The sequence below is a fragment of the Fibrobacter sp. UWH4 genome, assembly GCF_900142475.1.
Taxonomy (GTDB): Bacteria; Fibrobacterota; Fibrobacteria; order Fibrobacterales; family Fibrobacteraceae; genus Fibrobacter.
The window spans coordinates 198,913-221,849 of record NZ_FRAY01000005.1 but is presented as its reverse complement, the minus strand read 5'-3'; the positions used below and the strand labels follow the sequence as shown (position 1 = coordinate 221,849).

The 22,937-nt window shown below is 48.4% G+C and carries 22 protein-coding genes; 5 read left to right on the top strand and 17 right to left on the bottom strand.

The annotated features are described in order from the left end of the window. Window positions 1-19: 19 nt before the first annotated feature. Window positions 20-751, bottom strand: coding sequence for a cell division protein FtsX (locus BUA93_RS10780; RefSeq protein ID WP_254793942.1), 732 nt, complete (start codon window positions 749-751; stop codon window positions 20-22). A 202-nt stretch (window positions 752-953) separates the two neighbouring features. Here BUA93_RS10780 and BUA93_RS10775 point away from each other — a divergent pair, with 202 nt between their 5' ends. Then, window positions 954-1,961 (top strand): CdaR family protein, encoded by a 1,008-nt coding sequence (locus BUA93_RS10775; protein ID WP_072979264.1) that lies wholly within the window; start codon window positions 954-956, stop codon window positions 1,959-1,961. After that, a complete protein-coding gene (gene tsaD, locus BUA93_RS10770) occupies window positions 1,958-2,965 on the top strand; it encodes a tRNA (adenosine(37)-N6)-threonylcarbamoyltransferase complex transferase subunit TsaD (RefSeq protein ID WP_072979263.1) in 1,008 nt (335 codons plus the stop codon). Before BUA93_RS10775 ends, tsaD begins: the two co-directional genes overlap by 4 nt. Here tsaD and BUA93_RS10765 read toward each other — a convergent pair. Genes BUA93_RS10765 through BUA93_RS10740 form a run of 6 tightly spaced genes read right to left on the bottom strand, consistent with a single transcriptional unit; the run spans window position 2,962 to window position 9,957 of the window. Continuing rightward, a complete protein-coding gene (locus BUA93_RS10765) occupies window positions 2,962-5,343 on the bottom strand; it encodes a patatin-like phospholipase family protein (protein WP_072979262.1) in 2,382 nt (793 codons plus the stop codon). The two genes, tsaD and BUA93_RS10765, sit on opposite strands and share 4 nt — an antisense overlap. Next, window positions 5,315-6,313, bottom strand: a complete 999-nt coding sequence (locus BUA93_RS10760) for an ATPase, T2SS/T4P/T4SS family (protein ID WP_072979261.1) — start codon at window positions 6,311-6,313, stop codon at window positions 5,315-5,317. The genes BUA93_RS10765 and BUA93_RS10760 overlap by 29 nt, the downstream gene beginning before the upstream one ends. Before the next feature lie 12 nt (window positions 6,314-6,325). Beyond that, window positions 6,326-7,969 carry a type IV pilus twitching motility protein PilT gene (locus BUA93_RS10755; protein ID WP_072979259.1) on the bottom strand — a complete coding sequence of 548 codons (1,644 nt, stop codon included), beginning with the start codon at window positions 7,967-7,969 and terminating at the stop codon, window positions 6,326-6,328. Continuing rightward, window positions 7,966-8,769 carry an ABC transporter permease gene (locus tag BUA93_RS10750; RefSeq protein ID WP_072979541.1) on the bottom strand — a complete coding sequence of 268 codons (804 nt, stop codon included), beginning with the start codon at window positions 8,767-8,769 and terminating at the stop codon, window positions 7,966-7,968. The genes BUA93_RS10755 and BUA93_RS10750 overlap by 4 nt, the downstream gene beginning before the upstream one ends. Continuing rightward, window positions 8,756-9,667 carry an ABC transporter ATP-binding protein gene (locus BUA93_RS10745; protein WP_072979258.1) on the bottom strand — a complete coding sequence of 304 codons (912 nt, stop codon included), beginning with the start codon at window positions 9,665-9,667 and terminating at the stop codon, window positions 8,756-8,758. The genes BUA93_RS10750 and BUA93_RS10745 overlap by 14 nt, the downstream gene beginning before the upstream one ends. Before the next feature lie 11 nt (window positions 9,668-9,678). After that, entirely contained in the window at window positions 9,679-9,957 is a 279-nt protein-coding gene (locus BUA93_RS10740; RefSeq protein ID WP_072979257.1) for a hypothetical protein, read from the bottom strand. 266 nt (window positions 9,958-10,223) lie between these two features. Between BUA93_RS10740 and BUA93_RS10735 the strand changes: the two genes are divergently transcribed. Continuing rightward, on the top strand, window positions 10,224-11,249 hold the full coding sequence (locus BUA93_RS10735; protein WP_072979255.1) for a helix-turn-helix transcriptional regulator: 1,026 nt from the start codon (window positions 10,224-10,226) through the stop codon (window positions 11,247-11,249). Here the strand turns inward: BUA93_RS10735 and BUA93_RS10730 are convergent. The 9 genes from BUA93_RS10730 to BUA93_RS10685 all read right to left on the bottom strand — a co-directional run bounded on the left by BUA93_RS10730 (window position 11,242) and on the right by BUA93_RS10685 (window position 21,415). Further along, window positions 11,242-11,763 (bottom strand): phospholipase D-like domain-containing protein, encoded by a 522-nt coding sequence (locus tag BUA93_RS10730; RefSeq protein ID WP_072979254.1) that lies wholly within the window; start codon window positions 11,761-11,763, stop codon window positions 11,242-11,244. The two genes, BUA93_RS10735 and BUA93_RS10730, sit on opposite strands and share 8 nt — an antisense overlap. A 26-nt stretch (window positions 11,764-11,789) precedes the next feature. Further along, complete coding sequence (locus BUA93_RS10725) at window positions 11,790-14,090, bottom strand: AAA family ATPase (RefSeq protein ID WP_083597356.1); 2,301 nt, start codon at window positions 14,088-14,090, stop codon at window positions 11,790-11,792. 99 nt (window positions 14,091-14,189) lie between these two features. After that, entirely contained in the window at window positions 14,190-16,394 is a 2,205-nt protein-coding gene (locus BUA93_RS10720) for a DUF262 domain-containing protein (RefSeq protein WP_072979252.1), read from the bottom strand. Between the two features lie 455 nt (window positions 16,395-16,849). Then, entirely contained in the window at window positions 16,850-17,074 is a 225-nt protein-coding gene (locus BUA93_RS10710) for a hypothetical protein (protein ID WP_072979248.1), read from the bottom strand. Window positions 17,075-17,366: 292 nt separating this feature from the next. After that, on the bottom strand, window positions 17,367-18,053 hold the full coding sequence (locus BUA93_RS10705) for a hypothetical protein (RefSeq protein ID WP_072979247.1): 687 nt from the start codon (window positions 18,051-18,053) through the stop codon (window positions 17,367-17,369). Between the two features lie 9 nt (window positions 18,054-18,062). Then, window positions 18,063-19,640, bottom strand: a complete 1,578-nt coding sequence (locus BUA93_RS10700; protein WP_072979246.1) for a hypothetical protein — start codon at window positions 19,638-19,640, stop codon at window positions 18,063-18,065. A 15-nt stretch (window positions 19,641-19,655) separates the two neighbouring features. Continuing rightward, window positions 19,656-19,994, bottom strand: a complete 339-nt coding sequence (locus BUA93_RS10695; RefSeq protein ID WP_072979245.1) for a DUF1232 domain-containing protein — start codon at window positions 19,992-19,994, stop codon at window positions 19,656-19,658. A gap of 181 nt (window positions 19,995-20,175) precedes the next feature. After that, window positions 20,176-20,805, bottom strand: coding sequence for an FISUMP domain-containing protein (locus tag BUA93_RS10690; protein ID WP_072979244.1), 630 nt, complete (start codon window positions 20,803-20,805; stop codon window positions 20,176-20,178). A 124-nt stretch (window positions 20,806-20,929) separates the two neighbouring features. Beyond that, window positions 20,930-21,415: a hypothetical protein gene (locus BUA93_RS10685; RefSeq protein ID WP_072979232.1), complete on the bottom strand. Its 486-nt coding sequence runs from the start codon at window positions 21,413-21,415 to the stop codon at window positions 20,930-20,932. Window positions 21,416-21,639: 224 nt separating this feature from the next. On the opposite strand from BUA93_RS10685, the gene BUA93_RS16780 reads away from it, so the two are divergent. Both BUA93_RS16780 and BUA93_RS10675 read left to right on the top strand, forming a co-directional pair. Next, the gene (locus tag BUA93_RS16780) at window positions 21,640-21,867 is read left to right on the top strand and encodes a DUF4258 domain-containing protein (RefSeq protein WP_072979230.1); all 228 of its coding nucleotides are present in this window, start codon (window positions 21,640-21,642) and stop codon (window positions 21,865-21,867) included. Between the two features lie 3 nt (window positions 21,868-21,870). After that, window positions 21,871-22,140: a hypothetical protein gene (locus BUA93_RS10675; protein ID WP_072979228.1), complete on the top strand. Its 270-nt coding sequence runs from the start codon at window positions 21,871-21,873 to the stop codon at window positions 22,138-22,140. 7 nt (window positions 22,141-22,147) lie between these two features. Here the strand turns inward: BUA93_RS10675 and BUA93_RS10670 are convergent, their stop codons facing one another. Further along, complete coding sequence (locus BUA93_RS10670; RefSeq protein WP_072979226.1) at window positions 22,148-22,903, bottom strand: phosphoglycerol geranylgeranyltransferase; 756 nt, start codon at window positions 22,901-22,903, stop codon at window positions 22,148-22,150. Between the last annotated feature and the right edge of the window lie 34 nt (window positions 22,904-22,937).

Sequence of the window (22,937 nt, the reverse complement as noted above, 5' to 3'; positions counted from 1 at the left end):
CAAGAAAAGGAGGCGCATGTTATTCCTGTTCGCCACGCTTGACCGAAAGGAAACCGCGCACGGTACGGAAACTGAAATACCCCGACAACACGGTCACCAACAAAACAACGACGGCAAGCGCAAGGCCGAACCCCGCCAGATTCGCCGCCACAATCGGGAATGCGTCCGCCACCGAACGGACCACGGTCGCCACAAGCAACACAGCAAGTCCGGAGCCAACGACTCCCTGGACAACGCCCTGCATCACAAACGGAAACTCAATAAAGAAATGACTTCCGCCCGCATACTTCATGTTCTCGACCAACAATCTCCTGGAGAACAGGGAAAGGCGTACCGAATTGCAGATAATGAGCGAAAGGATAAACAGCAGAAGTACGCTGATGCATATCGGCCAGAAAACCATACGGAATTTCCAGGCGGCAATCTTTTCAACCCATTCGACCGGGGCCTGCACCTCTTCAAAGTAATCCTCTCGGGCAAGAGCGTTTCTCAGCTCGGCCAAGGTCGCAGGATCCTTGCTGTTTTCATCCAGGGTCACCCTGAAAAAGGGCGGAATGGGGTTGCCTTCTACAAGGTCAAGCATCTCTCCCGAGAAATGCCTGCGGAAATCCGCCAGTGCGGAATCAGCGCTGACAAAGACCACCGAATCCACGTGCTTGGTATGTTCCAGGCGGTCCTGAATAACGCGAAGCGAATCGGCATCCAACGATTCCGGCAAAAAAGCCTCCACCGCATAGAGGTTCTTTTCCATGGAAAGAACACGGACGACACCCCCGAATATCACGAAAGAGGCCGTCAACAATAGGGAACAAAGGAAAATGGTCGCAAACGAGGGAAGGATCACCGTGCGGTGTTGCCTCATTCCGCGGAAAGTTTCCGATACTAAATAACCGAGTTGTCCGAACACGAGGTGAATTATAACTAAATTTTAGAGGGTTCTTTATAGGGCAACAATGGGAAACATCGTAATAAAGATAACAGCACTGATCTTCGGTATCGCGCTTTGGTTCTTGGTCATATCGCAGAAGGATTTCCAGCTATCGGTGGAAGTCCCCTTGAACTTCGTGAAGCTCCCCGAAACGATGGCCATCGCCTCCAAGCCACCCCACACGCTCCACATCACCGTCGAGGGAAAGTCGTGGGACCTGATCCGCTTGCAACAGATCATCCGCGACCCCAAGCAGAATTCTATCGCCATGGTCATCGACTTGCAGCAGGCGGACCTCGGTGCAACCCGTATCCACCTGGACGGAAAGAACTTTATCGCCGCAGGGTTCCCCGACATCCGTTTTGTCGAACCCGAAAACCAGCTCCTGTTCGTGGACATCGACATAGACACCCGCATTACGCGTAACGTTCCCATCAAGTCTGTCGCCACGTTCAACGCCGCGCAAGGTTACCTGATCGCCGACGAGCCCAGAATCTCTCCCGAAGAACTTCTTGTATCCGGTGCAAGAAACGCCCTCACGCGAATCATCGACATTCCCACGGACTCCGCCTTTTTCGACACCCTCCGCGCAAGCCAAGAATTCACCGTACCGCTCGACTTCGGGACGCTTCCCGCCTTTGTCAATCCGAACGATTCGCTCGTGAAAATATCCATCGATATCCAGAAGATGGCAAGCAAGACCTACAAGGACATTCCCGTCAACCTGATCGGATTTTTCGACAAGGAGACCTATTCGCTCAAGCCCAACAAGCTGTCTGTTGAAATCACGGGCGGCGACCAGGCTCTAGATTCCATTTCGGCCGGCAACATTGAACTCGTCATGGAATTCAACCGTTTCGCCATCGAGGACGCCGACAGTCTTTCTCCTACGGTAAAGCTATCTCTTCCGGCGCACATTAACCGTGAAATGGCCATCAAGGCAATCCAGCTCAAGCCCGAAAAGGTGACCCTGGTCAAGAAAGAAGCCACTCCCGTAGATTCTACAGGTTCCACCGACGAGGTTGCACCATGATCTGGCTCGGAATTGAATCCAGCTGCGACGAAACCGCTTGCGCCGTTCTGCAAGACGATCCCGTAAAAGTTCTTTCTAACCCGCTCTACAGCCAAATCGACGAGCACGCCCTATACGGAGGCGTCGTTCCCGAAATTGCAGCAAGAGCGCACCTACAAAAAATTTCCCCGATTGCAGAAGCCGCCGTCAAGGAAGCGGGAATCGAACTCAAGGACATCGACGCCATCGCCTACACCACGGGACCCGGCCTTATGGGGCCGCTGCTCGTGGGAGCAAGCTTTGCAAAGGGTCTTGCCCGCGACCTGCAGATTCCGGCTTATGGTATGAACCACCTGGAAGGTCACCTTGCCGCCGCGTGGCTCACGCACCCCGAAATCGAGCCGCCGTTTCTAACGCTCACCGTTTCGGGCGGACACACGGAACTGGTTCTCGAAGAACCCGGTTTCAAGTACACCAGCATCGGACGCACCCGCGATGACGCCGCCGGCGAAGCTTTCGACAAGTGCGGCAAGCTGCTCGGGCTCAAGTACCCCGCCGGAGCCACCATCAGTCGCCTCGGAAAAGACGGCAACCGCAAGTTCGTCGACTTTCCGCGGGCACTCCATGTTCACGACAACTGCGAGTTTTCTTTCAGCGGTTTGAAGACGGCCGTTCTCCGCTACACGGAGACTCACGACCCGGAATTTATCCAGAAGAACCTCGGCGACATCTGCGCCTCCCTTGAAGATGCCATTGTCGACAGTCTCGTAACCAAGACGATTGCCGCCCTCAAGAAGACCAAGATGAAGACGCTTGTGGTCGGTGGCGGCGTGAGTGCGAATGCCTGGTTACGCACGCGCCTGCAGGACTATTGCGACAAGCACGGCATTATGTTCTGCATCCCGGAACGCAGCCTGAGTACCGACAACGGTGCGATGATTGCGGCCGCAGCCATCCGTCGCAAATTGCAGGGCAAGCTCGTTTCCGTCAACGAAGTCAAGCCCTGGATGCCGCTTGCGCTCTAGAAGCTATAGTTGCCGATTCGGATAAAGTAATCGTACTGCTTGACATGAGTCAAGTCGCCAAGGGTTTCCTTGTCGACAATGCGGTTCATTCCCACATAAACCACCAGCGACCTATAGGCGAATCGTACCGCCGGTTCAAAGACAAACTTGTCTGCCGCTAGCTTCGCGTACGGACTCTGTTCGAAATCGTGATAGTACGCCCCGAAAATCCATGCCCCCAAATAACTCCCGTGCAAGCCTCCGTTGAGGCGCAGCATCGCATATTCGTGCGAAGAAAGTTCCGTATTGTACCACTCGGTTGACCAGGGCGTCGCCGCCGCATGCTGCCGGTATGCGACATCCAAAGGAGCCTTTTCAAAAGACTTCGGAGAGACATATCCGTGGCCTTCGTCATGATAGCGTTCGATTGCCCCTGCCGCGGCCACATTAAACGTCACAAACGGTCTTGGAGAAATCGTATAGCGGGCATCGGCCAGAATCTTCCAGTAAATGGGAACCACGTCAATTATGCCGTCGTCAAAACCGATAGATTCAAAGCCACCCCAGACATTCAGCACATACCCGTTTTCGGCAAACCAGTCGTCGTCGGGGCCTTCCAAATAGCGGTAGTGCAACATCGGCGACACGGGATACGTCTTTATCGGCTTGCCACCGTAGTACAGCGGATGCAGTTCAAACTGTCTGGAGCCGAACAAGAAATCCAGCGACACGAACTGCCACTTGTCCAGAACATATTCAATACTCATCGTCAGATCGCTACGCTTTTCGGATTCAATACGGAGTGAACGATCCTGCTTGTTGTTGAAGGACTTGAGCGGAACCAGTTTCAAGTAATCATAACCGAACAGCACGTTCCAGTGACGGTTCCACAACTTCGAGATACCTAAGCGCGGGCGCATTCCATAGGAATTACCGCCCCAGAAGCCCGCCAAGATCAATTCGATTTCGATATGGTCGACATAATGCACGGAGCCTTCGAAATAGGCGTTGGGCCCGATCGCATTCGAGCCAAAACCACCAGCAGCAACATCAAATGTCGGATGTACCGCCGCTTCTAGCGAAAGGTTGCCTCCCGGCTGCATGTCAAAATCAAGGGAATCGTAAGCAGGGTTCTGCAGAAGCGAATGCGCGAAATTCGCCGGAGCGACCATTCCCGTATCGTTCCTATCCCAATAATCCCTGACGGCATTCTGGACCTCGGAAGAAAGACTGTCAAAAGTCGGCTCGAAACGAAACCAGGGCTTCGCCGCAACGCGGTCCCTTGAATAATCGTTACGACGACCATTCAAGACTCTAAAATTCGCAAGCTGTTTTTCGAACGAAGTAAAGCCCGCCTGAATCCAGGCCGTCCTCGACGTATCCAAAATCGTATGCGCCCGAATGACGACTCCCGGCTGACTAGCAAGCACATCTCCCGCATGCCGCTTGACCAGCTGCACCGAAGGAGCCCCCGTCAGCGGGGCACGCAGCGGATCGGACACCACTATTACAGAAAGTTCCGAAGCGTTATCCTCGGCGGGCATCGCATAATAGGGGCAGAGTTCTCCAGACGGATTGTTCCACAGCGGGAGCGATTCTATGACCTGATGCGTCAAGTCGCCGACAATGACCGGATTGCCCGCATCGCACGACTGTACCGAGAACGGGATGCGGTACTTGGAACGCTGGCGATAAAGACTTTCCTGAAAACGGAGCTTTGCCAAGGCGCGCACGGCCTGCATCGAATCTGGAGTAAGCATTTTTTTCCGACGTTCCAGGAAATGCGCGGAATCTACAGACAACGTAAATCGCTGGCGGACAGAAGGAATTCCCGTTACGGAAACGGGCATTTCCAGGGGATCGTTCTGAGAATATCCCAAACGATTTTCCGCAGAGGAAAGATCGTGTCCTACAAACGGCGCAATCGCCGGATCAAGCATCATTTTCTGGATGTCGTCCAGCGGAACGCCGCGAGACCACAGAGAGCCAATCCACGCTCCCCATGAAGTTGCCACGACAGAATCAACGGGGATGCCGTATTCCTCAATGGCATAGAGTACGCCCAGCTGGAACCAGGGGGAGCGTTCGCCGCCACCCAAGTAAAGGACAGTCTTCAAAGGGGCAGAAGACTTTTCCGGCAGCGGTTGCGCCACAGGCGTTGCCGAATCCGCAGACGAAGGGGCAATACGGTTTACCGAATCGACCTGCGCCACCAGCGAATCCAGCGACGGGATGTCATTTCCGGCGGCAGGCTTCCCAACAACGGAAGTTTCTGCAACAGGAGCATCTGTAGCAGAAGAAACCGAAAGGGAATCCCCTTCGGCAAAGGCAAACGAGCAAAGGGAAAGTCCCCATGCAAGCGCCTTCAGCTTACCCCATGCGAGCCGGGTTCGACGCATACCGCGCCACATCCTCTTGTGCGACAAATCCAGAATTCACCAGTTCGGCAAGGCAATCGTCCATGAGCATCATTCCTTCGGATGCCGAGGCTGCGATAATCGACGGAAGCGTATAATGCTCGCCACTGCGGATTTTTGAGGCGACGTTCTGCGAGCCGTAAAGGATTTCCCACGCGGGAACTGCCCCCTGTGTGCCCGGCAGCAAGCGCTGCACCACGACAGCCTTCAGGACAGAAGCCAGCATGTTGCGGGTCACATCGCGGTTTTCAAGCGTTTCAGAGGAAAGCAACGCATCCAGGGCGCCGACCGCGTTGCCCGCGGTCACCGTGAGCACTACAAGTGCTCCCGCCTCCGCAGCGCGCAGCACCGGTATCAAGGAAAGCCCCTCAAAGTTACCGAGCCAAATCAAGTCGATTCCGCTGCGGAGCGCCTGCTCCATTTTCTCGGGGACCGTTCCCGTCGTATTTTCGAGGATCAAGCTTTCGCCGCGCTTGACAGGCATTTCGGCATCCTTGTCCAGCAAGCTCACGCGAAGAATTCCCGACTGGCAAAGCGCCGACACATAAGCGGTCGCCGTAGTCGTCTTGCCGCTACAGGCAGGGCCCGCAAATACGACCAGTCCCGAACGGAAACCCAAGACATTGGCCAGCGAAGGAGGCGCACCGAGCGCCGAAAAATCAGGACATTCATCCAGTACGGGCCTAAACGTTGCCGAATTGCCCAAAGCCGTACGGTTGTAACGCACGCGGAAACGGGAACCGCACCAGGGGCCACCCATCAACGTTCCCGACTCCCCTTCCATCGAGCCTAAAAAGTTACGAAGCGCACCGGGTTCAACAGCAGGCGCATCGGGAATGGCGCAAACCTTTCCCGCAAGGCGCACCGCCGAGGACGCGCCCTCGGTCACCACCAATTCGGACGCACCTACGTTCAGCGTGTATTCCAACAAAGATTCAATTTCTGTCGCCATAGTTCAAGCTCCTCAGTTCGCCGGACGGTAAGAGGCAAAGCGACGGCTGTCGCTTGCACGCATCCAAGCCTCGGCTCCGTCGATATAACCAGATTCAACGCATTTCTGCAAGGAATCGTCAAGCGAAATTCCCTGACTGCCCTGGCTGCTGATAGCCGCCGCCAGCTGCGCGATTTCTCCGCGGCGCAACATGTTCGCCATGGTCGATGTCATCTTGGTTGCCTCGACCGCAAGGATCTGCCCCTGGTTCTGCACAATCGGAATCAGGTGCTGCACAATAATTCCCTTCAGCTGTTCCGCAAGGGAATTCGCAAAGGCGGTACGGTTTTCTGCCGAGACCGACGAAATCAGGCGAGAAAGCAACGCATGCACATTGTTGCCAATCGCCGTCGCAAACACAAGGGCGCCCGCATTAGAGGCCTGCAATAGCATCGACAGTTCATCCATCGTTTCCAGATGGTCAAACAGGATTACATCGGCACCGCTCTGCATGGCAAGTTCGATTCCTTCGATACCGGAACGCACATGAAGTCCCACTTCACGCTGGGCAATCGCCCCGCGCGGATTCTGCAACAAGCGTTCAATCGGTTTCTCGACCGTCTGGATGTACACATCGCGGTTCGCCGCAATCGTTTCGGCAAAAGTGGAAATAGTCGTAGAGCGTCCGCTCGCCGCAGGGCCCGCCACCAGCACCAAGCCGCTATTGAGTTCGGCAAACTGGTTGCAGAACGTGGGCAAGTAAAGGTTTTCAAGCGTCGTCGATTCCTGCGGAATCACGCGGATGGCAATACTCGGATTGGTACCGTTCCAGGTGACCGTCATACGTGCGCGGCCCACGCCCGCAAGGCCAATCGTCTTGCTGAAATTCTTGCCGACCACAATCTTGTAGCCGTCCGAAAATCCCTTGGACGCTTCATCCAGCCGTTCATTGATACGCGACAAATCGAGAGCGTCGTCTGAAGCCACAAAGAGCGCTCCCGACTGACGCATCACCACGGGGCGATCCGCATAAAGGTAAATATCCGTCGCTCCGAACTTACGGGCAAACGCAATCATCTGCGAAATGCTCGTCATCGGGCGAATCTTTTCGGGCGCCTCGACCGGAGTTCCTTCGCCAGTCAAGATGGCAAAGCGACTCGGCAATTTTTCGGATTCTTCTTCGGAAGTTTCCTCTTCCGTTTCGGCCTGCACCTGCACCGTGCTGATGCTCGTCGATTCCAGGCCGGCCACCGCTTCGACTTCTACGTTCGATGTCGAGACTTCACCGTACAAGCTGCTGTTGCCTTCGATCTGCAGACCTTCAGACTGTGCGGGCTGCGGAGCTGGAGCCACTGGAGCCGACGATGCCGGCGGAGCCTCAAAGCGCGCGGCAGAGGGTTTCGGTGTCGCTGCGGCAGCATTAGCGGCAGGAGCCGATGTAGCCGTCGCGCCCGTCGTATTCGCCGGAGCGGCACCACCTTCGGCAGCATTCTTCGCCTCTAAATTTTTGACAAAGGCCAGAACCTTGATGTACATCGGAGGCGGGAGAATTCCCGCATCCACGAGCACCTGACCAATATCTTTCTTGTCGGTAATTTCACCCCAATGGGCTTTAACCTGAGCTTCAGTAACAACCTTGTTGTGCACAAGGACTTTTGCCATGTACTGGTTTCTCATAGGAAGTCCCTCCGGCTAAACCACCAGCTTGCAATCGCAAGGAACACGCCGATATAACCAAGTGCGTAAACACTGTTCCAGAACACATACATGTCGGGGAGCGCCACGCCGTGCACCACGTAAGTCGTCACGTTGTAGCGGTAAAGCCCCGGGAAAATCGCGTGAATGACTTCGGCTGCCTTCTGGAACAGCATGCTCGATGTTCCGTTCAGTTCGCCCATACGGGTCGCGAAGCGCACCTGTTCCAACAGCTGGTCGCTCAGGTGGCCCGCAAAGTACACCCCCAGCGTAAACAGCGCACTTAGCACCGTGCTGCTGAAGCTGCTGAACAAGAGCGCCACCGCAATCACCACCGCCATCTCGCAGAAAATCAAGTAGATGGCCGTAAGCAGGCTAAGCGTCGGGGCAGAACCCGTAAGGAACAGCATCACGTAGTAGATGACCGTCAAAAGCATCAGGTGAACCGCCACTACCGCAAGCAAGCCAAAGTACTTGCCCACAATGAACGAGGCGCGACTAATGGGCTTCGAGAGCAGCGTAAGCACCGTACGGCGCTGGATTTCTTTTTGCACCAGGCTAATGCCCACGAAAATCGAAATCAACAGGCCCGAAAGGCTCATCACCGAAAGCGTCGTGGACTTGATCACGTAGGCACGGTCAAACACCGACCATTCGCCAAGTACGATGCTGAACAAGGTGAGCGCAATCGCCAAAAAGCCGATGTTATAGAGAATCTTGTCGCGAATGGATTCGCGGAACGTATTGAGGGCAATAATGCCGATATGCTTAAGCGTCTGCACGGGCAATTTCCTCCGTCAAAATATCTTCGAGACTCGGGCGCTTGTGGTCCATACGTTCCACGGCAACACCCTTGTCCAAACAGTAACGCAACAGGCGGTCACGTGCAGCGTCATCAGCGCAAACGCATTCCTGCGGATGGCCAGCGGGACTAACACCTTCGGGCAGTTCAGCCTGCGGAATCGCCTCGCGGGTACGCACGTGGTATTCCACGCCGCAAGATTCCGTAATCTCGTCGACGGTTCCTTCGCGCACAATCTTGCCGTCCACGATCATCGCCACCTTGTGGCTGATCGATTCCACGTCGCTCAGCAAGTGGCTCGAATAGAAAATCGTGACCCCCGTGCGGTTGAGTTCCATAATGGCTTCACGCACGTCGCGACGGCCCATCGGGTCAAGACCACTCATGGGTTCGTCGAGAATCAACAGCTTCGGCTTGCCGAGAATCGCCTGGGCAATACCCACACGCTGCATCATACCCTTGGAGTACGAACGCAGGCGACGGTCAATCCAGTCCTTGTTCGCATGCAGCAAGTCCAACGACCAGTCGATACGCTTGTCCAGTTCGGCACCAGAAAGCCCCACAAGCTTGCCGTAAAACTGCAACAGTTCGCGGCCTGTCAAATAATCGTAGAAGTACGGCTGTTCCGGCGAATAACCGATAAACTGGCGGCTCTTCACATTGCGCGGAGAAATCCCGTTCACCAGCACCTTGCCTGAATCAAAATTCAAAAGGCCCGTCAGCACCTTGATGGTCGTAGACTTGCCCGCACCGTTCGGCCCGATAAAGCCATACACCTGTCCCGGTTCTACGGAAAAACTCACATCCTTGAGCGCAAGCTTCGGCTTCATCAAGAAACCGCTGCGGTACGTCTTATGCAAATGTTCAATCTTTATCATAGACAACCCAATCACTTATCCGAATCGTCGGACCTTTTTCCAAAAGCGCGTTCCTCGGCCTCCTCGATTTCCTTGCGGCGGCGTTCCGCCATCTCTTTCTTTTTGATGAAGAAATGAATGACCGCACCTGTCGCATAGCAAACGATACCCGTATAAAAAATCGGATTAATCGAATGCCATTCGAGAGAGGGGAACAAATTCAAAACAATGCTGTGTCCAAAAAGCATCAAAAGCACCAGCACAAAGCCCAGTGCACGGAGCACATAAGTCACAATTACGAGTTTTTTCATAGATACCTCAAAACAGCACCTTTGGGGTGCATTTCTTTATACCGAAAAATACACAAATATTTGAGGAATGAAGTGGTGAAAAACTCAAAAAAGCCTATAAAAAGGAGATGCCCGCTGGAGTTTATCCCGAATTTAGCCCGGGACGGGCATGACAAATGAGGAGGTAAGCAAGGACAACGCCCACGCACGACAATTATCGTCGCCTACTTTTTGCATATTGAGAAAGATGCCCGCCTACGCGGGAATGACATTTAGCAGGAGGCTTTATGGCAGATCAGGCTCGCGGCGAACGAATGATACGGATATTCGTCTACATGATGGCGCATTACAACAATCGTTACAGTGTGGCAGACATCATGCAGCACCTGGACATCCGCGAAGAAGATTTGAGGAGTGTGCAACGCGACATGCATGCACTTTCCGAAATCGAGGGCGGCTACATCAGGCGTTCTGTCGAAAGCGGCAAGACCTATTACCAGGTGGCACTCGAACGCGCGAACAAGCTCGTGTTCCCGGAATTCGGCGACACGCTTTTGCACTTTATGTTCCTGCAGCGCATTGCCAACATCTACCCCGCAACATCGAACCTTATCGAAGACCTCACTAAGAGAATCACGCAGGATTTGCCCATCAAGGAACAATCGACTTTGGCGCATTACGCGAAAGAACTGAACGGACGCATTCTATTCATGGGAACGCCTCCGAGCGTTGACGAAAATGTAGGCAAAAATCTACCGGTCATTCTCGATGCCATCCGCAAAAAACAGAAGGTGCAAATCGCCTACACCGACAATTGGGGCAATATAACCAACAAGCCTCGCATTCCGCTGATGGTAGCCATCCACCAGGGCGAAATCTACATCGGCTGCGTGTCGCAACACCTTCCCGACAAGACATACGCTCTCAAGCTTCGCCGCATTCAATCCGTAAAACTCTTGCGCGAACAATTCGTCGAAGACCCGAAAGTCGTTGAGACGCTCCGCAGGCGCATCCGCACAGGCACGCTGCTTTCGGGCGACCAGGACCAGCAAGAAGAAAAAGTCGTCATCTATTTCCCTGGATACGCCAAGAACTTTCTGCAGGAACGTCCCTACCACCCTAGCATGAAAATCACAGAATTGGAATGTGGCGACCTGCACGTGACCATGAACGTCGCCGTAAACGGCCTACTCAAGCAATGGGTTATGTACTACGGTTCCATCGCCGAGGTGCTAAAGCCTGCCAAGCTCCGTCAAATGGTACTCGACAGCGCAAAAGATTTGGTAAAACTGTACGAAAGAAAGTCTACTTAATCCTATCACCACAGAATTCCTGGCGACCGCATTTTTTGCAATGCGAGCCCATCCATAGCGTATCAAACTGTTCTATAGCAGGTTCAACAAGCGCAGGGTCATTTGTGAGGATTCCCGCCTCGAAGTTTCGGCGTAAAGAACTTTTCATGCCGATTCCCGCCCCCGTCAAATTTGCAGACCCGATGTAGGCCGTTTCGAGATCAAAAATCATCATCTTGAAATGCACCCGCGGGCACATCACACGCTCCAAATCCGTCACCAGAATCGGGAACCGGTCAAAGTCCTCGCGGAAATTCGGACCCGGCTCCTTTGCATGAATCAGACGAATACCCACGCCGCGTTTCAAAAGCGTTGCAAGTTGCCCAAGCAACGGAATCGCATCTCCATCCTGTTTCACATACACATCCTTGATATCGGCAGTACCAATCCACAAATTATTGCGGACCGACATAATTCGCGAAATCACTTCGGAGTAATGTTCCTCGTTCTGGATGTACTTGGTAAAGGTTGGCATGAAGGGAAATATAGATTTATTGAACTTTACAATCCCAGCTTACGGCCCTGATGGTCGTCTTTATTGGCGAGTTCTTCAAGCATGTTCTGCAAGATAAGCTCCTTCGTCCGTAACTCAGTAGGCACATATTCTAGCTTGCGGCGCACATTCTGCAAGTCGCTAATCGCCACATTGTCGCAGCGAAGAACTTCCTTGGGGCAATGGCCCCCGAAAAATGCCGTCCAAGTTTTTGAAATTTGCGGCAGGTCCATATAGTCAAACGCCAACTTCAGCTGAAAACGCCGGCGAATCGCCCAATCCAAGACATTCTCGTAGTTTGTCGCAGCAATCAGCATCCCATTGAACGAATCCATCTGGCAAATAAACTCGTTCACTAGGGTCACTTCCCAATGGTTTTTCGCATTGCCACGATTTTCAAAGAAACTGTCCGCCTCGTCGATAAACAGAATCGCATCACTCCGTTCCGCTTCACGGAACATGGCGCTAACATTATGTTCACTTTCACCCACATGGCACCCCAGAATATCGCTCGCCCGTTTCACGATAATCTCGCGATCTAGAATGTCATGCGCGATATGCTTTGCAAAAGCCGACTTTCCGGTGCCGGGAGGACCATACAAAAATATATTCAGGTTTTCCCTACGCCTCGTCAATTTCGAATCTTTCCAGCGTGCATCAAAATTTCTGAGCATCGGCACGACATAATCTACATTCCGAATATCCCCGCTCGAAATACGGACGCAATCCAAATTATAATCCGGCCTTGATTCCTGCGGTAAAGTCGGTATACCCAAAAGTTTAGCATGCGAAGAAGCGACCTCGCGAACCACATTCAAAGGCGACATCTCCTGAGACTGCATCCGTCGCGCAAGCCGAACTGCCAAAGTGGCGCTCCCTGCCATCACCGGAATTTCCTTGGCGACACATTCAATATCTTCGCCACGCATCAGTGATTCCGCCTGTTGCGTTTTCAGTACGGACTGCCAAATTGCAAAGCGTTCGCTCTTGCTGAACGAGAAAAATTCCAACGAATAATCGAAACGGCGGCGGGTACTATTTTCAATCATCGCGATATTATTCGTAATCCAGATAACAGGCGTTTTCAGGCTCTCAAAAATAATATTCAGCAATCCCTTTTCTGCCTTGTTCAAAACCAAGTCTGCCTCATCCATCAAGATGATGCCGCCACTCCGCTCACATTCCCAATCGGCAAGCAGCATCGAGCGCAGGCGTGTCTGCAAAAGAGATTCCTCGCTCATCGATTCTTCACCGATGCCCACCGAAAGCAGCGTAACATTCAATTCTTGCGCAATCGCCTTGGCAAGTTCCGTCTTGCCCGTACCCTCGCGGCCATAAAAAAGGATGTTCAGCGGAGAGCCCTTCTGGTGCGATTTCAGCATCTGCAAAACAAAAGACGCCTGCGGATTCGTCTTGACTATCTGCTCATAGGGGACACACGGTTTTGCTGCCGATTTGAAATCCATAATCCGCGACATATCCGAAAACCCGTACAGATAATTGCTCACATCGTCCGCTAGGTACAATTCCTTGCGTTTGATTCTTAAATCCGCATTGCGGAACGATTCTTCTATTTGAACCAGCTGGAACTTAAGAAGCGGACTCTCCTTGGAACAAAGCTCCTGAAGCGTAGCAGCATCAAGTCCCGTCAGCAAGGCAATCCGATTAAAGCCACCACGTTCGTTCGGATCAAAAATTTCCCCATCTTTCACGCGAATATTTTCCAACCTCAAATACAAGCGCTGATGATTTCGAAGCCACAAATAAAGCACCAGTTCCACAGCCTCATCGGACAAATGGAAGAGACGTTTCAATTCAAAAACGCGCTGCAAGGCATCATCATCGGGCGAGCAACCTTTTGCCAGCTTTTCTTTTACGCAATTTTCAATCATCTGCACGATAATCGGTCGCAAGCAATCGTTTGCGCGCTCCAAATAAGCCATAATCTCAAAAAACTGCTGAGCAAAGCGAACATTCCTGGTTTCGTGATACGCCTCCAAAAGTTCCCGCACCCCATAATGCTTGTCATCAATCGAAGTCCTGATAGTACTCGAAAAATCAACCTGGTCGCGAATCTCGTAAACACGATCCGCAAAATCGCCATAATAACGAACCGGCAAATAATTCTCGCAAAAACTGCGACAGCAACCATCCGGATACGCCCGCATAAAGCGCACCCAGTATTCCATAATTTTCAAGTCGATAAAAGAAGTCCTCGACTCCGCCTTCGCCGCAGGCGACTCCCCTTCTAACCGATCCAGAGCATTCCCGAAATAATTCTCTGCCGAATTCTGATAATGTAGCTGCATAGCAAAACCTCTTGATTCTGCTATGCAATATAAAAGAAGCGCACGACAATTAGCGTCGTGCGAAGGAAACGGTTTAAATTATTTCAAGCATAAGATTTATCAAGTTTGATTATAAAAATCCAATATCGCTTCTTTCTCGGCTTTTAATCGTTCCTGAATTTGTTGAGTTTCCCAACATTTCATTTTTGCCATTTGTTGTGCAACAGCATATTCACTTTTACTGTACCATTCCACTTTTTCTTTAAATGGTTTATCTTTTATAGAACGATTAATGCTGGATTCCAATAGCATTAAATTACCAATGCTATTTTGAAGAGCCCAGTCCACTTCAACAGATCCATCTCCTGTAGCATGAACATGTTCCACATCAAAGCCCCAAGAAAGTCGATTTTTCAATTGTTCTATACTATGTTCGTCTACTATATGAGGTTCCTTGAGGAACGCAGACACAATGCAGATTAAATCTTTCTTTTTTCGATTGTCAGTGATAGGATATTCTAATTTAGCTTCTAACTTTTGCTGTAATTCAGTTCTTTTTTTCATCAACATCTCATCAATAGCAATAGCATCTTTATTATACAGCATTTTATAAATACTATACATAAAAGTTATTCCATCGTTTACAATTTTTGCATAACTAACGCTATACGCAAAGAATATCATTGCGAGCAACCGCCATGTTCCATATACTTTCTCAATTACCTTTTCTCCTGTAAAAAGTAGATAGAGAATAGGATATTGCCAAAATCTTCCATACCGAGACTTGCCGATAAGTACATCGACAATCATCTTTTTTGGGGAATCAATCTTTCTTGAATTCCAAAGTATTACGGCATCCTTAACCTTTTGCAAATCGTCTAAACTAAAGTCAACCTTTCGAACCCGATTGACATCAAGATGCAATTCCCGATGTGGGGCAACATCTAGACAAATATCAAACAGCACATCATAAAATCGGTCAGAACCCCATGCATACATAATATTTGGCAAATCATATTTGGCAATCAGATAGGTCTTATATATATCACGAACCATACCTACGTTAATTAAATCAAAATCGTGATTTAATCTCCAATCAAGATTTTGTTTCTTTATCTCGCTGTAAAGAAGATCAATATCATCAAATTGTTCTTTTCCCTTTTTATCTTTAAGGTACTCGTACAACCTAACCTTAAACAAATCACAACCATTCAAATCTAGTCCGGCTGTATTGATAGTATTGAAAATTTCTAAAGTCTTGGAAATACCGGCCCTTGTAGTTATTACAACAAACCAAATATTCTCCTTAACATAAGCCAACAATTTTTCATAGAACTCTTTCTGAAGTCCCTCTTCATTTAAAATTTCTTCAATCAGTTTAATATTCTCTATGTATTTATTGCATATAAATTCCCCACTCAAGTCTTTTAAAGATAAAGACATCGCTTCATTTAGAAATTCATCTTCCTTACCTTTATTCACTCTAGATTCAAGAATGTCATTGAAATGAATATCAGATACATTACAATAAAATGATAAATACTTTAATAAACATAAAAGGGTACTAAATCGTTGCTGGCCGTCAATCACATCCTGTTCTTGTTCATCCTCTGTGATATATTTACGATACGACAATTGCATCGTTCCAATAAACATTGGAGCCGGTTTTTCTTTTGGCAAAAGCTTTTTTTCACCATTTTCATTTTCATCAAAACCGGAAACTCCACAAAAGCCCGTCAGCAAATCCCTCATAAATTTAGCAACCTGCGGTTCCCCCCAAGAATATTCACGTTGATAAACCGGGATTACATAACGAGTCTTTGAATCAAGCAATTCTTTCAAAGAACACCTTTTACAATCAATATCAAATTTTTCAGAAGACACAGCACACCTTTCATATAGCGTCTTAACCTTGTCTGCTATTTGATACACCTTACAGCAAGATCCACGCTTTTTATACTGAATTTGTTGAACATCAGAGTCTTCTTTTAAAGATTCATCGTATGTTGGCAAATCAAATATTTTTGCAGTCACGCCAACAGCGTTCTCGCGAGGCCACGATTCATCGATAATACCAAATTCGTTGCTGCGTATCCGAATTGTTGACTTGAGTTCTTTTAAAGGAGCCGCATCACATGTCGCCTTGGCGACAGAAATCACTGTATAACCATCAGCTATAGCAATTAAGTCGCCATTCCTTATCTTTTCAAAAATATGTTTTTGTTCCCCGACAAAAACAACCTCATTACGCCTAAAAACAGAAATGATTTTAGAATTTTCATTTCCATTTTTACTCCAACGGCAACCAACTTTCCATACTGTCATTATTTTTCCTCCGATTAAATTCGCTGTTTATCATCATCCTATTACAAAAATTGTCTTATTGGGAACAGATAAATCTGCATTGTCGTCAATCCCGCAAAATTTTCAAGAATAATAGGCTTAAATATCCAATGAACTAACAAAATGTATAAAGAGAATATCGAAACAAAAGTGATGGCATTTTTTGCCAAATAAACAATAAAGTCCCATATTACATCGTTAGACGAGCGAAGATTTTGAAATTGAGAAGAAAAACGTGGTCCGAAAATACGCGCTATTTCATATATATCCGATCCAATCGACACCTTGGGGAATTTCCACTTAACAAATTCAATTATTCCTGTCCGTACACTACGCTCTTGTACAATCATTATCAAAAGCATACAATATGAAACAGATTCAAAAATTGTCCACAGCAACATTCCAATAAACAAGAGTGACGATATCCATAGCGAACTTTATTCTCCAAAAGGCTTAAAAACAGCCAAATAAACAGCAATCACACAAAAGATAAGTTTAACCGCAGCCTCTATAATGGTTTTCTTAAATTGCGCATGCAGCAGATTGCGAAGTCTAGGCTTTACAGCATTCGGCAAGCCATGCAATACGGCGCCAGTTTTATCCAAAAAAGTTTGCACTACAGAGACAAATTTTCCCTTCAATTTTTTCACTTTGTCGCCCATAAAGTCCCTCCCCATTTCAAAAACAAAGCAACAATTACTGCATCCGGTATAAATTTAACCTCAAAATAAAAGAAGGGGGCAAAAACAATTCATAAATCCTGATCTTAATTGATCCAAGTTGTAATGCTACTGAAAAGCCGCAAAAAACATAACACTTTTTCAGAGCCAAGACTCCACTCTAGTGCGTTTTTATGTGGATGGTCTTGCCCTTTACAATCTCGTCACGGCATTCATCAAAAAAGACCTAAATCAAGTTAGGTCTGTACCGTAGAGTTGATGTTTTCCACCCCATTCACTTCTGAATCATGGAGCGTAATTCAGCAATCTCATTTTTTAATTGCTTGATTTGCATTTTCATCTCTTCTTGTTTCATCAGAGTATCTTGACGAGACGCTAATTTTTTTATCAAGTCTCTCACATTTTGCTTTGTCGATTCCGTCATTGAAGTCGCATTTTTATCCAATTTCATTCGCAACGTATTAATTGTCGCTTGGACGACTTCAATATTTGACGAGCACATTTCAAACAATTCATTTAGAATTTCCGCCATCACACGCTGAAATTCAAATAGCAAGACTTGAATTCGAGAAACTTTAACCAAACGTTCATAAATATCTTTTTGGCCTTCAGCAAGCTGATTTACAGCCTTTGAAAGATCTTTTCCTCCAAAAAGATTTTTTATTCCCAACAGGCCTCCTCCGAGTAAAAAAGGCCATCCAACAATAGGAAGAGCTATTGTTGCAGCGGCAATTCCCATCCCAGCAATCCCTGTAGATCCTAATGCAGAGAACAAAGTAGTTCGTAAAAACTCCGTTGAATATTTTTCCATCCCGCTAAACTTTTTCAATTCATTTAGCGAAGCATCTATCTCCTTTTCTAGCGCTGCTAGTTTTTCAAATTTTTCGCCAGCATAAGTTTCCGCCTGCTCCGCATTTTTTATTTCTGGAGCTATAATGATTGCATTATTTGTTTCTGCCATAAGAGTCTCCTAAAAAAGATCGTCTAATAAATCCTTTGCAAATTTGGAATCATTCTTTGCAATATCCGATAAATGTTCACCAACAATTGCCGTATCGGCTTGAATAGATTTAACCGCCTCTTGATTTTTTTCAATTGCTTTTTCTACAGTTTGAGCAAGTTGCTTATACGCTACTAGGCAATTATCGGCCATCACCCAAGTTTCTTCTTGGCAATAATACAATTTAACACCAAGAGATTTGAGTTGTTCCATTTCAAGCTCCAGTACCTTGCCTTCAGCACGTTTCTTTTCGAAACCCATTTTGAGATCAGAAAATACGGCTACAGCAAAACGCCCCACGCCAACAAAATTAACACGCAACAAGACATCCGCTAAAGCGATAGGAGCATTTCCACCGCTCTTTATCGAGGCTCGAATAGTCGCATCAATAATATCAAACGCTGCAAATGAGCCCGTTGCAATGGTCAGCATTCGAATAATGGTTCGATTATTGAACGGCATAACTTTTCGCCAATTAATCTCAGAAAGAGGTTTACCTTCTTTCAACTCAAACATAAATCGTCTAACAAAATAAAAACCTCTAACAATTATTTCATTTATCACGACCGGTAACGCTTGACGTTTTAATTCGCTAAATACAGCCATTTCCGTTCGAAAATCTAATTTACTAGAAGCCCCCTCGAACAAAGAATTAAACGCCCCAAGGTCAACTTGTTTAGAACCAGGTCCGATTCCATTTTGGAAAGCTCTACGTAACAACTCTCCAAAATTTGATTCTTTAAATATCGGTAATGCCGATAATTCCTTTAACATGGACAATATTGGTCCTGGCAAACCAGCACCACCTTTTTGAGCACTCGAAGAGCCTGCAATATCGCTCATCCAGTGACCATAGCCATTAGCCATAGCCTTAGCGGCGTTAATAATCCAATTTATAATTCCACAGAATAATTTTGTAACAGTATTATTTCCTTGAAATTGTCCATACTCATTTACCGAAATAGGAATAGAAAAACTATCGCTATCTTTGTTGACATAGACAGATTCCCCGGTAAATTGGACAATCACATTGCATATTAAGCCAACCAAAGTCGGATGATGGCAAAAATCATCTAAATGATGCGTCTTTGCATTTATCAGAGTTTCTGGATTAAACTGATACGCACCATCTCCCGGCAAACGGAATTTTTTCTCTAGAAAAGCTATTGCACCGTCAAGTCTATCGCCTGTATACCCATGTTTTTTGGCGAAATCCATAACCATATTATTAACATTCTTATTACTTTCGGCCTTTGCTTTAGCAAAATTCCACTCGCCAACAATAAAAGAATCGATCAGTCCCGTTATTATGCCACTCATAACAGCGACCATATAGTCAACACCATCGGCATGATTTGTCAAGCGATCGATATCTTCATTCAACTTATCAATCTGTTGCTGACGTGCTTCCATGCAAGAATCTTCATCATGAATCTTACGTTCAAGTTCCTGCATGCGAGAATCGGAACCAACAATATCATCCCACACAGATGACATTTCAAATTCTACAGCAAAATCGTCATTCTCGATTTTTAGCAAAGGCTTCATACAAAATTTTCCTTTCTACTTCACAATCAGCGCCACAATCGCAGCGATTAAACCGCCGAGTAACAGAGCGGCAATTACGACGGCGATGACCATAAACCATTTGGCATATTTTAGGATTTTCACCAGGGCAGAATTCTGATCCTTTGAGAACTGCTGAACCACATTCATGGTGGCAGTCACGAGGAATCCGATATCATCGAGCCAGCCCACCACGGGGATGGCATCGGGCGCCAAGTCAACGGGCGACACGGTGTACAAAAGTGACATGATCATCAAAAAAACGGCGAGCCCCTTTTGCAGTGGCGAGGCACCGTTCAAATTCTTCACATCTAAAACTTCTGGTTCTTTATCCATATTTTTTCCTTCTCAAAAAGAAATATATCCTATTTTCTACAAAAGAGCACAATTCCCCACAAAAACTATAGTTTTCCCTCAAAAAACGCGATTTTAAATATTCCAACTTGGAATGAATAGGAGATGCCCTATGGATTCCCTCCCTCGAATTATATTCGAGGTCGAGATGACATAAGAAGAATCAGCAGTCTTTCATGCAGCGGATTGAATTCGCGCAGGAGAAGTCGTTCCAGAAGCGATCGAGAATAGCATCGTCGTAGAAGTTGTCCAATCGAACGCGATACGCCCACTTGTTTTGCCCGACGGAGCTCCAGAATCGCGTGTGTCTGCCGCGAGCTCCGCAAAAACCGAATTCTTCCATGCAACCCGCCGGATACGCCGTAAAGTTGAATGCATCAGCACTTTTGCCAACAGGGAACAGTTCGTCTTCTTCCCAATCGTCTTTGGACTTTAACGCAAGAGCCGCCCCAAGGTAAGTTTCGGCACCATGCTCGCCCATTTCACATTTTGCGCCAACTGCATTAAACAAGTCTCGCCAATCGTCATTGTTCGGCAAGCGCCAACCTTTGGGGACCGCGGCTTCTGCAAATTTCCAGTAGTAGCACAAGCCATATTTCTTCACATCTGGGTCGCAGTTCCAATCGTAAGGCGGCGTTTCGCCATTCAAGCACAAATACCCCATGCCACCGGCATACGCCTGCGCACCTTCGCATTTATGCCGCAAGTTTTCGGCGAACCAAATCCGATTTCCGATTTTCACGGTGCGGTAGGTTTCACCGTCTCGCGGGTCCGTAAAGAATGTATTCGACATAAATGCCTCCTATGAGGTCATCTAGAGATTGCCGCGGCCCTTCGGGCCTCGCAATGACGTGCAAGGCGAGAGCTGCAGAACCGTTCAACGCAGACATACGCTTCGCGTGTACATAGACATACTCTCAAATTTCTTCCGCTTTCTGCCAGATTTTTAGCGGAATCAGCATAAAGCAAAGAGAGCCAGTTATCGAGTTAGCCTCTATATACTCCACAACACCATTTGGATAAACTTTGACGGCCTTTTCTACACGACTTTCCGGCATATTCGAGAGCCACGAGAGCGACTTCCATTCATCGTTCCTGAAGCCATCAAAAAATTTCTGCAGCTGTTCCTTCGTTATTTGACAATCTGCATCGTCTGACTGGTATTCCGCCACATCGTTATACACAAGAACATACGGAGTGTCTTTTCTACAGCTCCATTTGAGTTTGCGATAAGGGCTCGAGTCGATGACTTTGTTCCACACTTTGCCAAGCAGTTCCTGCGATTCTTCGACCAATTCCCAAAGGGGGCGCTCCGCAAGTGCCGCAGCAATTCTTGCATCCAGGATATCGCCTTTCGCAACACGCGACAGGCAACTAAACTTTAAGTATTCCTTGATTGTCATAAATCCTCGCTTTTTTAAGAGGAATATAGATTGAGGTGGCGACAATTAGTGTCATTTGCAAGAACCTCCTAAACAGGCATCATAGCTGGGCTTTTGCGGGTTTTACAAAAGTTTTACAATAATTTGGGCATTGGCGGGCTGAATCAAACGTGTTAAGTAATAGGGGCAAATAAAATTTACCTTACAACAAATATCTTGACATTATCTAGATAAAGATATATATTATGAACATAAAGATAAGCGAACACGCAAAACAGAGAATGGATGAAAGAGGTGTTTCCGAAGAACAGGTGAGAAATTTCTTCGATTCCAATGAACCAATTTCCTATTGGAAAATATCCGATTTCGACAACTCTGTTATTTTGGTTGACACAGTGTTTGATGGATGCAAATTTAGGTTGGTCTATAATGCGCTCACGGATACGCTGATAACACTTTTCCCGAGGAGGTAGATTATGACAGACAAAGAACTTGCATTGACCCTTGAAAGGGAATATGACGAAACGGGTGATAATGCCGGCTTCGCCATGCCTCCAGCCCCCTCAATGGCTGCAGCCATTGCCACAGTCAAGAAACGCAAAACCAAGGTAGGAACAAGTTTTGATCCGGGTGTTTTAGAAGCGTTCAAGGCAAAGGCCGAACGCGTCGGCATACCTTATCAGACGCTGCTCAATTCCGTGGTCAAGCGCTACACCGAAAGCAAGCTCGACATCGAAGTCGCGTAGTTAATTTTTAGCCCTTAATGTGGATTGCAGAAGCAAATTCGGCCAGCAGCTTCGGGTCTTCGACCTTTTCCCACAGCGTGCCGGTCACGATGATGTTTGCACCGGCGGCCACGCGGATGGCGGCCGTCTGCGGGTCCTTGATTCCGCCACCGGTAATGATGGTCATTTCGGTCGCCTTGCGGGTATAGGCAATGTGCTCCACGGGTACGGGCTCTTCGGCACCGCTGCCCGCTTCCAGGTACACATAGCGCATGCCCATAAGTTCGGCCGCAATGGAGTTCACCATGCTCAGCTTAGGCTTGTTTGCAGGAACCGGCATGGTGCCGCTGATGTATTCGACCGTGGTACGCTTGCCGCTGTTGATCAGCTGGTACGCCGTCGGAATCGCTTCCATGTTGAGCGCACGCACGAGCGCACCGCCACGCACCTGTTCATCAATCAGGTAGTTCGGATTGCGACCGCTCACGAGGGTCATGAAAAGCATCGCGTCAAAGCCTGGCACCACCTGGGAGGCGCCACCCGGGAACAGCACCACGGGCAAGTCCACATTGGCCTTGAGGGCAGCCACCTGCTTGGGGAGCGTGAAGTTGCCTAGGTAAGAACCGCCCACCAGCAAAAGGTCGGCACCGTTCTCGGCGGCCATCGCGCCCGCCTTCACAAATGCGACTTCGTCAGACGTATCGGGGTCCAGCAGCACGGCAAAAAGCGCACCGCGTTTTTCGATTTCAGCATTCAGACGAAGTTCGGTCTTACCAGGTTTCATACAATTCCTTTTCTTGCGTCTATTCCGCAAGATA

Bases quoted from the DNA above. Each gene is read 5' to 3' on its own strand.
- BUA93_RS10780 (WP_254793942.1), bottom strand. From the start codon at position 751: ATGGAAAAGAACCTCTATGCGGTGGAGGCTTTTTTGCCGGAATCGTTG.
- BUA93_RS10775 (WP_072979264.1), top strand. From the start codon at position 954: ATGGGAAACATCGTAATAAAGATAACAGCACTGATCTTCGGTATCGCG.
- tsaD (WP_072979263.1), top strand. From the start codon at position 1,958: ATGATCTGGCTCGGAATTGAATCCAGCTGCGACGAAACCGCTTGCGCC.
- BUA93_RS10765 (WP_072979262.1), bottom strand. From the start codon at position 5,343: ATGCGTCGAACCCGGCTCGCATGGGGTAAGCTGAAGGCGCTTGCATGG.
- BUA93_RS10760 (WP_072979261.1), bottom strand. From the start codon at position 6,313: ATGGCGACAGAAATTGAATCTTTGTTGGAATACACGCTGAACGTAGGT.
- BUA93_RS10755 (WP_072979259.1), bottom strand. From the start codon at position 7,969: ATGAGAAACCAGTACATGGCAAAAGTCCTTGTGCACAACAAGGTTGTT.
- BUA93_RS10745 (WP_072979258.1), bottom strand. From the start codon at position 9,667: ATGATAAAGATTGAACATTTGCATAAGACGTACCGCAGCGGTTTCTTG.
- BUA93_RS10740 (WP_072979257.1), bottom strand. From the start codon at position 9,957: ATGAAAAAACTCGTAATTGTGACTTATGTGCTCCGTGCACTGGGCTTT.
- BUA93_RS10735 (WP_072979255.1), top strand. From the start codon at position 10,224: ATGGCAGATCAGGCTCGCGGCGAACGAATGATACGGATATTCGTCTAC.
- BUA93_RS10730 (WP_072979254.1), bottom strand. From the start codon at position 11,763: ATGCCAACCTTTACCAAGTACATCCAGAACGAGGAACATTACTCCGAA.
- BUA93_RS10725 (WP_083597356.1), bottom strand. From the start codon at position 14,090: ATGCAGCTACATTATCAGAATTCGGCAGAGAATTATTTCGGGAATGCT.
- BUA93_RS10720 (WP_072979252.1), bottom strand. From the start codon at position 16,394: ATGACAGTATGGAAAGTTGGTTGCCGTTGGAGTAAAAATGGAAATGAA.
- BUA93_RS10710 (WP_072979248.1), bottom strand. From the start codon at position 17,074: ATGGGCGACAAAGTGAAAAAATTGAAGGGAAAATTTGTCTCTGTAGTG.
- BUA93_RS10705 (WP_072979247.1), bottom strand. From the start codon at position 18,053: ATGGCAGAAACAAATAATGCAATCATTATAGCTCCAGAAATAAAAAAT.
- BUA93_RS10700 (WP_072979246.1), bottom strand. From the start codon at position 19,640: ATGAAGCCTTTGCTAAAAATCGAGAATGACGATTTTGCTGTAGAATTT.
- BUA93_RS10695 (WP_072979245.1), bottom strand. From the start codon at position 19,994: ATGGATAAAGAACCAGAAGTTTTAGATGTGAAGAATTTGAACGGTGCC.
- BUA93_RS10690 (WP_072979244.1), bottom strand. From the start codon at position 20,805: ATGTCGAATACATTCTTTACGGACCCGCGAGACGGTGAAACCTACCGC.
- BUA93_RS10685 (WP_072979232.1), bottom strand. From the start codon at position 21,415: ATGACAATCAAGGAATACTTAAAGTTTAGTTGCCTGTCGCGTGTTGCG.
- BUA93_RS16780 (WP_072979230.1), top strand. From the start codon at position 21,640: ATGAACATAAAGATAAGCGAACACGCAAAACAGAGAATGGATGAAAGA.
- BUA93_RS10675 (WP_072979228.1), top strand. From the start codon at position 21,871: ATGACAGACAAAGAACTTGCATTGACCCTTGAAAGGGAATATGACGAA.
- BUA93_RS10670 (WP_072979226.1), bottom strand. From the start codon at position 22,903: ATGAAACCTGGTAAGACCGAACTTCGTCTGAATGCTGAAATCGAAAAA.